At 67.6% G+C, this 12,958-nt stretch carries 12 protein-coding genes; 1 reads left to right on the top strand and 11 read right to left on the bottom strand.

Annotated elements, in window-relative coordinates; genetic code table 11:
* Window positions 1-2 precede the first annotated feature (2 nt).
* The 4 genes from IT779_RS17200 to IT779_RS17185 all read right to left on the bottom strand — a co-directional run bounded on the left by IT779_RS17200 (window position 3) and on the right by IT779_RS17185 (window position 5,467).
* Window positions 3-1,643 carry a GMC family oxidoreductase gene (locus tag IT779_RS17200; protein ID WP_196150322.1) on the bottom strand — a complete coding sequence of 547 codons (1,641 nt, stop codon included), beginning with the start codon at window positions 1,641-1,643 and terminating at the stop codon, window positions 3-5.
* Between the two features lie 106 nt (window positions 1,644-1,749).
* A complete protein-coding gene (locus tag IT779_RS17195) occupies window positions 1,750-3,414 on the bottom strand; it encodes a nitric oxide reductase activation protein NorD (RefSeq protein WP_196150321.1) in 1,665 nt (554 codons plus the stop codon).
* Window positions 3,411-4,229 carry a CbbQ/NirQ/NorQ/GpvN family protein gene (locus IT779_RS17190; protein WP_196150320.1) on the bottom strand — a complete coding sequence of 273 codons (819 nt, stop codon included), beginning with the start codon at window positions 4,227-4,229 and terminating at the stop codon, window positions 3,411-3,413. The genes IT779_RS17195 and IT779_RS17190 overlap by 4 nt, the downstream gene beginning before the upstream one ends.
* Window positions 4,230-4,330: 101 nt before the next feature.
* A complete protein-coding gene (locus tag IT779_RS17185) occupies window positions 4,331-5,467 on the bottom strand; it encodes a spirocyclase AveC family protein (RefSeq protein WP_196150319.1) in 1,137 nt (378 codons plus the stop codon).
* Window positions 5,468-5,575: 108 nt separating this feature from the next.
* On the opposite strand from IT779_RS17185, the gene IT779_RS17180 reads away from it, so the two are divergent.
* A complete protein-coding gene (locus IT779_RS17180; RefSeq protein ID WP_196150318.1) occupies window positions 5,576-6,061 on the top strand; it encodes a MarR family winged helix-turn-helix transcriptional regulator in 486 nt (161 codons plus the stop codon).
* A 46-nt stretch (window positions 6,062-6,107) separates the two neighbouring features.
* Here IT779_RS17180 and IT779_RS17175 read toward each other — a convergent pair whose 3' ends face one another.
* From IT779_RS17175 to IT779_RS17145, 7 genes are read right to left on the bottom strand one after another with little or no spacing between them, the layout of a single operon-like run.
* Window positions 6,108-6,713: a hypothetical protein gene (locus tag IT779_RS17175; protein WP_198428587.1), complete on the bottom strand. Its 606-nt coding sequence runs from the start codon at window positions 6,711-6,713 to the stop codon at window positions 6,108-6,110.
* Window positions 6,714-6,741: 28 nt separating this feature from the next.
* Window positions 6,742-7,698 (bottom strand): MlaD family protein, encoded by a 957-nt coding sequence (locus IT779_RS17170; protein ID WP_196150317.1) that lies wholly within the window; start codon window positions 7,696-7,698, stop codon window positions 6,742-6,744.
* Window positions 7,695-8,786 (bottom strand): MlaD family protein, encoded by a 1,092-nt coding sequence (locus IT779_RS17165; protein ID WP_232541816.1) that lies wholly within the window; start codon window positions 8,784-8,786, stop codon window positions 7,695-7,697. The genes IT779_RS17170 and IT779_RS17165 overlap by 4 nt, the downstream gene beginning before the upstream one ends.
* Complete coding sequence (locus IT779_RS17160; RefSeq protein ID WP_196150316.1) at window positions 8,783-9,874, bottom strand: MlaD family protein; 1,092 nt, start codon at window positions 9,872-9,874, stop codon at window positions 8,783-8,785. The genes IT779_RS17165 and IT779_RS17160 overlap by 4 nt, the downstream gene beginning before the upstream one ends.
* The gene (locus tag IT779_RS17155) at window positions 9,874-10,899 is read right to left on the bottom strand and encodes an MlaD family protein (protein WP_196150315.1); all 1,026 of its coding nucleotides are present in this window, start codon (window positions 10,897-10,899) and stop codon (window positions 9,874-9,876) included. Before IT779_RS17155 ends, IT779_RS17160 begins: the two co-directional genes overlap by 1 nt.
* Window positions 10,896-11,900: an MlaD family protein gene (locus IT779_RS17150; protein WP_196150314.1), complete on the bottom strand. Its 1,005-nt coding sequence runs from the start codon at window positions 11,898-11,900 to the stop codon at window positions 10,896-10,898. The genes IT779_RS17155 and IT779_RS17150 overlap by 4 nt, the downstream gene beginning before the upstream one ends.
* Entirely contained in the window at window positions 11,900-12,958 is a 1,059-nt protein-coding gene (locus IT779_RS17145) for an MlaD family protein (protein WP_196150313.1), read from the bottom strand. Before IT779_RS17145 ends, IT779_RS17150 begins: the two co-directional genes overlap by 1 nt.

The following is a 12,958-nucleotide window of genomic DNA, read 5'->3' as shown; positions in this document are numbered from 1 at the left end:
GTTCAGCTGCCGATGATCCGCTCGGCCGCGCGCTCGCCGATCATCATGGCCGCGGCGTTGGTGTTGCCGCCGACGATGGAGGGCATGATCGAGGCGTCGGCCACTCGAAGTCCGTCCACGCCGCGTACGCGCAGTTCGGGGTCGACCACGGCGCGCTCGTCGGTACCCATTCGGCAGGTTCCGACGGGGTGGTAGACCCCCGATGCGTTGCGTCGAACGAAGTCCGCCAGTTCCGTACTCGTCAGGCCGGATTCGGGTAGCACCTGACGTCCGAGTTGTGCGGCGACCGCCGGATGTCCGACCGTTTCCCCGACCAGTTCCATTCCGGCGAGCAGCGTCGCGAGGTCTTGTGGTTCGGCCAGGTAATTCGGGTCGATCAGCGGTGCGGTGAACGGATCGGTCGATGCCAGCCGGACGGTCCCTCGGCTCTGCGGGTAGAGCATCGTCGGCAGCAGGGTCAGCGAGGGGGAGGGGTCGGCGGCCAGGTGTAGTCCGGGCTCGTCTTGATTCTCCGGGTAGCTCATGGGGAGGATGAACATCTCCAGATCGGGGACGTCGGCGCGGGTTCGTGTTCCGCTGTCGACGAATCCGACGGCTTCGAACAGTGTGTGCGCCATGTAGGTCGAACGCGGGCGCACACATTCCCGAGCTACGGTCGCGGCGAAACTCGTCGGGGACGCGCGGCGTCCGCCGGGCGCGAGGTAGGACATCGGGACGAACAGATGATCGTGCAGGTTGTCGCCCACCGGCAGGTCGGCGAGCACGTCGATCCCGTGCTCGCGCAGGTGTGTCGCGTGGCCGATGCCCGACAGCATCAACAGGCGCGGCGACCCGAGTGATCCGGCGCTGAGGATGATTTCACGTTCGGCCCGCGCCGACGCGATCGGATGACGGCCCTTGCGCTGTGCCGCCAGTTCCACGCCGACCGCGCGGCCGTGCTCGATGATCAATCGGGTCGCGGTGACACCACTGACCACCTGGAGACCGGGCGGTGCGTCCCACAGATATCCGCGATCGGTGCCTACGCGCCGACCCGCGCCGACACTCTGCTGCAATGCGGCCACTCCGGTCTGGTTTGCGCCGTTGTAGTCCTCGTTGGCCGCGGTGCCGGTGGTCGCCGACAGTGCGGCCATGAAGCTTTCGGTGATGGGCGCCAGGCCTGTCGCTCGTTCGACGGTGATCGGGCCGGATCCGCCGCGCAGCTCGCTCGGGCCGTCCTCGAAATTCTCCAGCCGTCGGAAGGACGGCAGGACATCGGAGAACGCCCAGCCTTCGGCGCCCTCGGCCGCCCAGTCGTCGTAGTTGTGGCGGTTGCCCCTGACGAACGCCATTCCGTTGACGACGCTGCCTCCGCCGAGCGCGCGACCATGTGACTGGGGCAGCGCGCGGCCGTTCATGTGACGCTGCGCGACGGTGTACGCGGGCCAGGTCATGCGACGTTGCAGCGATGTCACCGCGTGGATCGCGCCGCACATCCCGGGCACCGTGACGAGTGGTCCGCGCAGCCGCTTACCCGATTCGACGAGGGTGACGGTCGCACCGGCGTCGGCCAGACGCCGTGCGACGATCGCGCCCGCGCTGCCCGCACCCACCACGACGTAGTCCGCGGGTTTCAGATCCTCGAGCTTGTGCGTCCGCTTCATTGGTACCTCCACTGTCGAGCTTTTGCGGCAGAACTTCGAGCGGGGCCGTTCGGTCGCGCCGACACCGATCGATGGCCCGATGTCCTCGGTCGGCCGGTCCCGCCGATCACGTCCCGTCTCTTCCGCGCGCGCTCGCCGCCCGCAGGCAGGACAGGAATATTTCGTCCATGCGCGGACTCAGTTCGGCGAGAGTGCGGGCAGTGGCGTAACTCGCTGAGCCGAAGACGCGTTGGAGCGCTTCGAGGTCGGCGCCGCCGCCCAGGGACAGGCACAGGCAACCGACGCCCTCGGCGCGCAGTTCCTCGAGTGCCGTGCCGACGTCGGCCTCGGCGTAGATGCCTTCGTAGCCGTCCTCGTAGGGCAGCCCGTCGGACAGCAGGACCAGCAGGCGATTGTTCGTTTCCGCTCGACTCCGGAGAATCTCGCCCGCCGCGCGGAGTCCGGCTCCGAGGCGGGTGTAGCCGGACGGTCGGAGTTGGTCCAGTCGTGCGCGCTGGGTGGCGCCGAACCGTTGTCCGAATGTCTTCACGGCCGGGAGGTGCACGGTGTGGCGGCCGTGTGAGCGGAAGGCGTAGACGGCGACACGGTCGCCGAGCTCCTCCAGGGTGTGGGCGAGTGTGGCCGCTGCGCGGCGCTGGTGGTCGTGCACGGTGCGCCCTTCGGAGTCGGAGTCGGTGGCCGAGCCGGACGCGTCGAGCAGGATCAAGACGCCGAGATCACGATGCCGTTTGCGACGTTCGCTGTAGACGTGTTCGTGGGGCGAGTGGCCCGAACGCAGATCGATGAGCAGATCGGTCATGGCGTCGAGGTCGAGTTCGTCTCCGTCGGGGCGACCGCGCACCACCTCGAGACCCTGACCGATCCGGGCCAGGCGGCGAAGCAGTACATCATCGAAGGCGATCTCGGTGGCGGGCGCGGGCTCGATCTCCAACGGGTGGTCGACGACCCGGCACCAGTCGATGCGGTATCGGTCCCGGTGGACGTCCCATTCCGGATACAGAGCGCCGCTCGCACCGGCGACGGGCTTGCCTTCGGCGCGCCGCCGCCGCGTCGGCGCGGGGCGCACCTGGGTCCCGGTGAGCCGGGCCCGGCGTACCGCGTGCACCGCACCGGCGCCCGCGGGCCCACGCCCGGCCATTCGGCCGCCGCGTCGTCCGCGGATCAGGTCCATCAGAGTCCGTGGCATGAACAGCGGACTCGTGTCCTGATTCGCGATCTCGCGCCGGTCGGGCCCTTCGCCCTCGTCCGCGTCGTCCTCGGGCGGTGGTTCGAAGCCCAAGCCGGGCGCGCCGTTGGGCCGGGTACCGGGCCCTGCGGTGGTGGCGAGCAGGCGGGCGGGGCGGATCACGCCGAACCAGTGCGGCGGGTCCGGGACCGAGCGCCGTCCACGGGCCATCGCCAACGATTCGTCGCAGGTCGCTGTCCACGCTCGCGTGCCGAGGCTCAGCTCGGCGGCGAGCGGAATCGTGCCCGCCAAGCCGGCGAGCGCGCGGCGCCCTTCCAGGGCCAGGTAGCGACGGGCCAGTGCGGGACGTCGCCGCAGTGGTCGTACCAGACGCGGATGCAGGCTTCCCGCGCCGAGCAGCGCGGCTTGGACCAGTAATTCGCGTCGTTGTTCGGTCACGGGCAGTCCGGGCGTGAGGAAGATGGTCCGGCCGGTGGTGTAAGCGGCCTTTGCCTTCGGTGCGGGCGCTACCTCGACCGGTCGGCCCGCCACGAAGGTTGCCAGCAACCGGAACCTGGCCGGGCTGTCCGGGTCCGCGGTGGTCATGATCGGGGCAGGATCGCGTCGACGAGTTCGCCGAGCGCGCGATTGACGTCTTGATCGTCGGACAGCGCTTGTACGACGGCCGACCGAACAGCGCTGCGTGGACTCAGCCCTTCCGCGATCAGGCCGCCCGCGAGGATCAGCATCCGGGTCGAGGCCACCTCGCGCAGCGAGATCCCGTCCAGACCGCGGATGGCGTTGCCGAGGGTCACCAGGACACGGGCGGTCTGTTCATCGATCCCGGCCTCGTGGGCGATCACCTCGACCTCGATCGCCTGCGGCGGGAACCCGAGTTCGATGGCGACGAACCGCTGTCGCGTCGATTCCTTGAGGCTCTTGAGCACACTCTGATAGCCGGGGTTGTAGGAGATCACCAGGTGGAACCCGGGCGCGGCGGGCACCGTCGTGCCGAGCCGGTCGACCGGAAGCTCACGACGGTGATCGGCGAGCGGATGGATCACCACGGTGGTGTCCTGGCGGGCCTCGACCACCTCGTCCAGGTAGAAGACGGCGCCCGCGCGCACGGCCCGCGTCAAAGGCCCGTCCACCCATACCGTTTCGCCGCCCTTCAGCAGGAAACGGCCCACCAGATCCGCGGATGTCATGTCCTCGTGCCCGGCCACGGTGATCAGTTCGCGACCGAGCTCGGCCGCCATCGCCTCCACGAATCGCGTCTTCCCGCAACCCGTCGGACCCTTCAGCAGCACCGGCAGACCTCGGCCCGCCGCGGCGCGGAAGACCTCCCTCTCGTCGCCGACCGCCTGGTAGAACGGCGTCTTCGAGCTCGCGAGCACAGTGTGGTCGTCGGTCAGTGTCATCAGTCCTCTTCGAGCGGAACGGCTTTCGGCAGCTTCGGGATTCGGGTGCGGCGATTCGAGGGTCCGAGGCCGGGGCCACGGACGAGGATCGGGCCGTCATGTCAGCGGTCGGGGTCGCACCGATCGGACTCGACGGCGACCGGCGACGGGCGTCCGTCGGGCTGTCCGACCTGCCAGGTGCTCGCGGCGCCCGCGGTGAACGGCCCGGGGGCGCCCTGGGATTCGTAGAGTCCGTGCGGATCCCAGGTCTTCGCTGTCGGGTAGGGCCATGGGCAGGCCACGGTGGATGCCGCGCCGGTCGCGCGGACCACCCAGAACGAGGTGCTGAAGCTGAACATTGCGATGTTCAGCGCCACCGCCATCACCAGGAAGGTGGCCAACCTGGGGTGGCGGGTGTGGAGGTTGAAGCGTCGGGCGATCTTCTCGGCCTGTGACCGCCCGCTGTCGTCGCGGTAGAGCAGCAGTGACGCGGGAATCATCACCACGGTGATCAGCAGACTGGCCATCAGGAACGGGAACTGGCTGTTTTTGCCCGCGTCGAGGGTGCCGAAGTCGATGACATGGGTGTAGGTCAGGAACTGGGTGCGCACCAGGAGGATCTCCTGGGCGGCGTCCCAGATCACCCCGCAGACGAAGGTCAGCGCCGCCAGCGAGATCAACGGGTGCCGCCAGACGAAGGACTCCGGAGCGCGGCGTCGTTGGACGGCCCGCAGGATCGGCATCGTCACGAAGTACGGGAGCAGGATGTAGGGCGCGTAGACGAACGAGGTGAGCGGCTCGATGATCGGAGATATATTGAGCCACGGCCAGTCCCGGGGGAAGTGCCACAGGCGCGGGTTGTAGACCAGGCCGATCGCCCAGTTGTTGTACGGGTCGAGCACGAACAGCGTGCTCGAGGCGATCACCATCAGGAGAACCGGATGCCCGGGATGGCGCCGCCAACCCCAGACCACGGCGACGATGGTGGCCAGGAACAGGACCAGGGCCGCGATCTGACCCGCGTTCACCCAGTCGAACCCGGACAACAGCGGCTCGACGGGCAGCGGCTTCCCCGCTCCGTCCGGGTCGAGGTTGTCCGGGGAGGCCGGTCCGTGCTTCTCGGAGGTCACCAGCACGGTGACGACCGCGACCGCGCCGAATATCCACCCGGCGAAGGCTTTCCACGACCATCGGGTGGCGCCCGGGGTGGCGGCGGCCTTGTCGATCGCCGGAACTCGTTGTGTTTCAGAAGATTTCATGATGCTCCACGGTGGTCCACGCGAGAGTCGACTCTGGCTTCGAAAAGAAGACTAACATGAATAGTTCAGATAATGAACAGTTCGAATTATGGAGTAGGCTGCCCGTCCGTGACCGACTCCATGGGCGCCGCGGGCGAGAACGACATCATCGAGCTGCTCGGCGCCGTGACCGATATCCGGCGGGTGATCGCGAACATGACCCTGCCGGTGGCGCGGAGGAACGGGATCTCCGAACGCGCGCTCGGCATCCTCTTTCTCGTCTTCGCGGGTCTGGACCGCCCGAAACTGTTGGCCGAATATCTGGCCGTGCTGCCGAGCACGATCACCTCCGATGTGGAGAAACTCGTGGTCGCCGGATTGTTGCGGCGCACGGCCTCGCCCGCCGATCGTCGGGTCATCAGACTGGAGGTGACCCCGCGAGGTCTTGCCGCGCAACAGGAATCGTTGCGTGGTCTGCAATCGTTCTTCCGGGCCAAGGCATCGGGGGTATCGCTGGAGGAGTTGCACGCCTGTATCGCCACGCTGCGCAAACTCGGTGGCGAACCGGAGCCGTCGGTTCCCGATCCGATGCGCCGGACCGAAGCGCCCGGCTGAACGATCCGTCGCCGACGCAGGAGCACACCACTGTCGAGATGGGTGATCACTTGGCGGGCAACGCCGCTTGCAGACCGCCGACGTCGGTGATCTTCCAGTCGGCGTTGCTGTCGACGACGACGGAGTAGGTGACGGTGGCGTGGGTTCCGTCGGGCGTCTGCGCGCTGGTCGATGTCACGTCGAGATAGGCGTTCACGGTGTAGATCCCGCCGGACTCGGAGAGGACGGTGGCCGAGAGCGGTGTCGCCTTCGACGTCCATCGCAGTGGCAGCAGGATCTGTTCGAGCTGGGGTGAGGTGGCGTCGAACTTCGCGCCGAGTTGGGGGCTCGTGCCGGATTTGAGTCGGACGAACCAGGCTGGGAGATCACGATATTCGATGGTCGACGCCCCCACGGCATAGTCGGTGGCGATCTTCTCGGCGCGTTGTTCGGCGGCGGCGTGTGCGTCGCGATCGGCGATCGTGGAGCGCGCCGACCAGTACAACGAGCCGAGGGTCACCACCGCCGCCAGCAGAACGACGAGCGCGGCCGAGATCACGATGGTGGACCACCGCAGCGACAGGGTGCGCGCGGCGGGTGGCGTGGACTTCGGGGCCGGTTCGTCGTCACTGGTCTTCGTGGTTTCGGTCGGTACGGTGGCAGCCGTGTTCATGGTCGATGTTCCTTCCGAGGCGGCGGGGTCATTTGATGGCGATGCGGAATCGCAGCGCGCCGTCGTCGCTCACCCCGAGCAGGGCTTGGCGGATCAGGTCGCTGATATCGATGGCGGGGGTATGGGCGACCGCCTCGGTGAGTGTCGGAAGCAGCGCGGGGACGGTGCGCGCGACCTCCGGCCCGAGTTCTTCGACGAGTGCGGTCAATTCGTCGAGAAACGGCACCATTCCGTCGCCGGTGAAGTAGTCGGAGGTCGGGCGGGCTTCGATGAATTCCGACGCCGATTGGATGACGGTGCTCAACGCTTCGCCGAAGCGTCCGAATTGCGGACCCGCTTCGGCCAATGACGGTCCGAGCCAGGCGATGTCGGTTCCCATGGACTGGATGTCGGCCAGCATTCGGCGAACGGAGTCCTTGCGGCTGAGGATGGTCGCCGCCAGCAGCGCCGCCGAACGGCGCAGTGTCGCCATGGCGGCGTCGGTGCCGGCGAGCGCACGCTGAAAGGTGCCGACCAGCTGCGCCATCGCGTCCGGGTCGATCCCGTCGAGTAGCTCGACCATCCGCACCGACAGGGTGGTGATGGTCGCGGGGGCTCGTGTTCGGTCGGCGGACACCGTTCGGCCGTCCTCGAGATAGGGGCCGCGGTCGTCGGCGGGATCGAATTCGACGTAGGGCTCGCCGAGGGCGGACAGTTGTTCGATCCGAACCAGGCTCGAGACCGGAATGCGGTAGCGGCTGTCGATACGCAGGCCCACCTGTACCTTTCGATCGTGTCGGCGGACCGCGTCGACGTGACCGACCCGGGTGCCTTTGAGCAGGACAGGTGCGTCGGCGCCGAGGCCGCCGGAATTGTCGAGTCGCAATTCCACGCTGATGTAGTGCCGCCTCGGATCGATGCCGAGCACGTTCGTGGTCATGTAGGTGACGCCGAGGACCAGCACGAGGCCGACCGAGGCCAGCGAGAACAGTGATCGGGCGGTCATCGCAGTACTCCGATCATGCGAAGGGTGTCGAGGATGCGATCGGTCTGCGCGGAACGCGAGGATGTCGAATCGTCGGCGACCGTGACATCGAGGACGTCGATCTTCGGGCCGTGCTCGGTGAAGGGGATGACCTTGTTCTGGATCAGATCGGTCAGTTTCCCCAGATTCGACGGCGTGCCCGCGTCGAGGGGATGGGCGCCGAAGAGCATCGGCACGACCGCGCGGGCCGCCCCGTCGAGTGAGTTCACCAGTGGCGCCGCCCAGACCGCGTTGTCGCCGATCGGGCCGAGGGCGGTCAACATGTAGAGCACCTGGATGGAGGCGTTGACGCCGTCGGTGGTGTGTTGCACTCCCCAGGGGGTCAGCAGTTCGTCGATGGTGGTCGCGTTGCGCAGGATTCCCTCGTCGATGGTCGCCCGCATCCCGTTCAGCACGGTGTCGACGGAGTCGAGATGGTCGGCCAGGTCGGTCAGATCGGCGCCGAGATCCGAGGCGACGCGCGCGGTCTCGGTGGTGTCGTCGGGCAGGATCGCGTTGAATCGTCCGACGATGTGCTGGAGGTCGGTGATCGCCCCGCCGTTCACGAATGCCGCAAGCCCGGCGAGGATGTCTTCGATGGGCGGGGCCGGATCGGTGTCGGCGAGCGGGATGGTCGCGTCGGATTCCAGACGGTTCGATGTGGCGTTCGTCGGTGTGGTGAGTGCGATGTACACCGCACCCAGTGGCGTAGCCTGCCGCAAACCCGCCGTCGTACCGGATGCCAGTCGCACGGAGTCGCGGATGGCGAGGTCGGCCACGACGTGTCCGGGTCGACCGGGACGACCGTCGACTCCGGCGGCCGGATCGACGATTCGCAATCCCGTCAACTGTCCGATTTCCACCCCGTCGGCGATGACCGGGGCTCCTTGCGGCAGATTCAAGATGTCGGCGAACTCGACGTGCAGACGATAGGTGGGGCCACCGGGTCCGCTGCCGGGTATCGGCACCTGCGCCGGTTGGAAGCCGCAGCCGGTGGCGATCGACATCAACACGGCGATCAGGGCGACCCGCGTTCCCGGCCGGGCGCGGTGGGTCGTGAACGTTCTCATCGGGCGCTCACCGCTTCCAACAGCAGGGGTAGGGCGGGGATTTCGGTGGCTCCGGTCGCGGAGACTCGGCACTGCTGTTCGGTGATCGAACGCAGCGCCGCGCAGACGGCGCTCGCCTCGTGTTGCGGCAACTCGAGGTGGGCGGGGGTGTATCCGGTGACCACTTGGCCGGTGGCGGGATCGACTGCGGTCGCGAAGGCGGTCGTGATCGCGGGTGTCATCCGGACGATCTCCGTCAATGAGCCGATGCCGACCGACAACAGTCGCGGCAGATTCGAGAAGCCATCGATGGCCCGCAGGCCCGGCGATCCGAGCATCCTGATCAGGTCGTTGCCCTGCGGCAACACTTCGGCGATGCTGTCGACCAGCAATTCGATCGGCGCGATGATGTGCTCGTTGATATCGATGAACGCCCGGGGCAGTCCGGAGACCGAGGTCTCGATCTCGGGCCAGCGCAGGTTGGCCTTGCGCGCCAGTTCGGCCATTCTGTCGAGGAGGGCGCCGAGATGTCCGATCGCCGCGTCCGGGGCGTCCAGCGCGCTGCCCAGTCGCAGGATCAGGGTATTGATCGACTCGGCGGATCCGGCGGTGGCCTCGGCCAGCGCGTTCAGGGCTCCGGGTCGGGTGGTCGCGTCGCCGCCGTCGAGTTGCGCGACGAGTTCGCTGAGGGCGTCGAAGGTCTGCGACAGACTCCGCGGTGTCAGCGTGTTGGTGATACACCGGCCGGAATCCCATTCGGGGCCTGAGGGTTCCGGTCCGATGAGAGCCAATTTGCGGTCGGCGACGATACTGTCGCTGACGGTCACCGCTCCCACGTCCGTCGGAAGTCGACGCTGGGCCGGAATCGAGAACTCGACGTGCGCGGTGCCGCCGTTGGGTCTGATCGAGGTGACGCGCCCGATCGGCACCCCGAGCACGGTGACGGCGCTTCCGACATACAGCCCGATGCTGTCCGGCATTTCCGCGCAGTACCCGCGCATCTCGGGAGTCGGCCGCGCGAGGCGGAACCCGACCACGGCGATCACGACGACCGTGAGCACCACTGCCGCGGACATGAATCCCCTGGCTCCCAGCAGGCGTTTCAGCATCAGCAGTTCCCTCCCGGGATCGGCACACAGATGCCGCCCACCCGCAGCGTTGCCGCCGACTGGTCGATCGCCAGGCCGCCTTGCGGAGACGCCACCGTGAGTAGGCGCTGCTCGAACGATCGCAGCGACTCCAGTAGAGCGCCCAAACGGGCGGCCAATTCCTCGAGCCGCGGAACCGCCGCGGCCAACGGCTGTGCTCGCTCACGCAAGGACGCGTCCCACGCGCGTCCGAGCGGGGTCAGGCCGTGCAGCACCGCGGCCAGATCGTCGAGTACCCGACCGACCTGGACATGGTTGTCGGCGATGATCGTCTCCAAGGTGGCGAAGGTGCTGAGCAGCCTGCCCATGGTCTCGGTGTTCGCGTCCATCGCCGTGAGGTACTCGTCGGCGACCGTCAGCGTGCGGGAGATATCGGCGTTCTGCCGATCCAGGGTGGTGGCCAGTACTTGTGTCGCGTCGAGGACAGCCGCGAGGGAGCCGGGGCCCGCGTCGAGGGAGGTGGCCACGGCGTCGAGACTGCGGCGTAGCTCACCGGAATCGATCCGACGTACCGGCTCGATCGCGTCCTGGAACACCTGGGTGAGGTTGTAGGGCAGTCGCACTTGTTCGGGGGCGATGACATCGGACCCGAGTGGTTCGGCGCCGTCGGGCAGCACGGCCAGGTAGTAGCCGCCGACGACGGTCAGCATGCGGACCGCGAGCGTGGTCCGGCTGCCGACGAAAACCGTGTCGGCGACGCTGAATTCGACACGGACCCGATCCGAGCGCAAGCTCAGCGAGCGCACCTCGCCGACGGGGATGCCAGCGACCCGGACGTCGTCCCCGACTCGGATGAATCCCGCTTCACTCATGTCGGCGGTGTAGAGGTGCTCGCTCGCGCCGCCGAGGACGCGAACCCCGCCGATCGCGACGACGAGAGCGATGACACAGCCGAATCCCGCCAATCCCCAACGCAGATCCGCGGCGACGGTGTCGGAGCGCCGCGGGTCACCGGCACGACGACGCCGCGGCCGGGACCGACTCACGAGTTGCACAGTCTTACCCCTTGTCCGGCGATGAATACTTGCAGCGGTGCGGGGGCCACGGCGACACCGTGGGAACTGGACACTGCGGCTTCGGGTCCGGTCACCGGCACGGTCGAGGCCAGCGTCTGGAGCACACCGGGCAACCTGCCGAGCACCTCGGCGGCCTGCTGCGGCGCGGGAAACGCGTTGCGCAGCAGCCTGTCCAGATCTCGGTCGGGTAGGCCGGTGATGCCGAGCACCTTCAGGATGTCGCGCAGTGGTGTCAGCACCGCCGGGATGATGTTCGCGAAATCGACCAATCCGCTGAGCTTCTCGGTCAGGGTGGCGAACAGCGCGGTCAGGTTGGCCAGCAACGCCATCGCGTTCGCGGATTTGCCGCCGAGGTGCTCGGACACCTGCCCGAGGTTGCTCACCAGCAGCGTGATCAGCGCTTGTCGGTCCGAAACATGTTTGCTCAGTTCACCGATCGCGTCCAGTGCAGGACCGAGTCCGGTTCCGTCGCCTTCCAGCACCGCGAGCATGTTCGAGGCGAACCGATTGATCTGTTCCGGCGAGAGTTGCGCGAGAACGGGCTGTAGGCCGTTGAACAGCGTGGTGACGTCGAAGGCGGGAACCGTGCGGTCGATACCGATCACAGCGCCGGGGTCTCGGCGCGAGCCGGGTTGTTCGGGCTGCTGGACGGCGAGATAGCGGAAGCCGGTGAGATCCTGGAATCGGACCGCGATCCTGGACTCGTCGAACACCGGACGATCCCGCGCGACCGTGAAGCGGACCCGCGCGAGCGATCCGTCGAGTTCGACCGTCACCACCTTGCCGACCCTGAATCCGTAGACGCGCACGTCGTCACCCGAGCGCAGCCCGTTGACATCGGTGAATTCGGCGGTGTAGGTGTCGACGTCCCCGGTCACCGGTGCATCGATGACGCGCAGGATCCCCGTCACGATGACGACGGTGAGCACGGCGGCGACAACGAGCCGTAGGAGCAGCGAACGTTTCGACATCACCTGCCCCCCGGTGTGCCGTGGCCGCCCTCGACCAGTGCTCGCAGCGGAATCGCCAACCCCGGCGCCAAATCCAGTTCCGCCCGGACCGCCAAGGCCGGGCCGGTCGGTGTGTCGCGGAATGCCGCATCCAGGCGGTCGAGGAGCTCACCGAGTTCCTGGAATGAACGCTCGGGTGTACCGACCGAAGAGGCGATCGCATCGAACAGGACCGTCAGGACAGGTAACGATGTGGCGAATTGGCTGCCTGCGGTGCCGAGCAGCCGAGTAACACTCGGCAGCAACTGGGTCTGGACGGCGGAGAACGTGTCACGGTAGCGGATCAACTGCTCTGGATCCTCGAAATAGTCGTTGGTGTAGACCGAATAGAGCACCCCCATGCCGCCGGTCAGCATCGGCGGCATGCCTGCGAGCGCGGCGCCGAATCGATCCAGCAGCACCGAAGTCGGCGCCTGACGAGTCTCCGATACCGCGCGAGCCGTCACCGCGATCGCTTCGAGGAGCGGCATGAACGCATCGAGATCACGCGCCGTCCGGTCCAGCAGGTCGGTGAGGGCCGGAGTGAGGACTTCATCGGTGAGCTGACCGGTCGAGTGCAACAAGGTGGAAAGAGTCGCGTCACGCACCCGCGTCGAGTCACTCGTCAGATCGATGACCGTGTCCCGGCGCAGTGGTGCGCCACCCGCACCCGAGCGCAGTTGCAACGCGGTGATGCCGAACAGATTCGACGGCGCGTAGTCGACGCCGAGCGCGTCGGTGAGATCGGCGACTTCGGATCCGTCCAAGCCGAGCTCGATACGCTGATGCCCCCGCGCGTCCACCGTGATCGCGGCGACCGCCCCCACCCGCACTCCGTCGACCCGGACGTCCGTGCCTGTCTCGACCCCCGCTCCGATTCGTTCGGTGACCAAGGTGAGGTGCACGGCGTCCTCGGGGCCGCTGTCGGGGACCGCGCGCAGCCCGCTCCAGACCACGGCGACGAGCAGGACGGTGCCGAAACCGAGCACGCGAGCGCGACGTGGGCCGACCTCGGCCCCGGGAAATCCGTATTCAGGCAC

The sequence above is a fragment of the Nocardia bovistercoris genome (assembly GCF_015674855.1).
In the GTDB taxonomy this organism is placed as follows: Bacteria; Actinomycetota; Actinomycetes; order Mycobacteriales; family Mycobacteriaceae; genus Nocardia; species Nocardia bovistercoris.
Note: the sequence above shows the minus strand (reverse complement) of the source record. Positions and strands in the feature narration are given on the sequence as shown.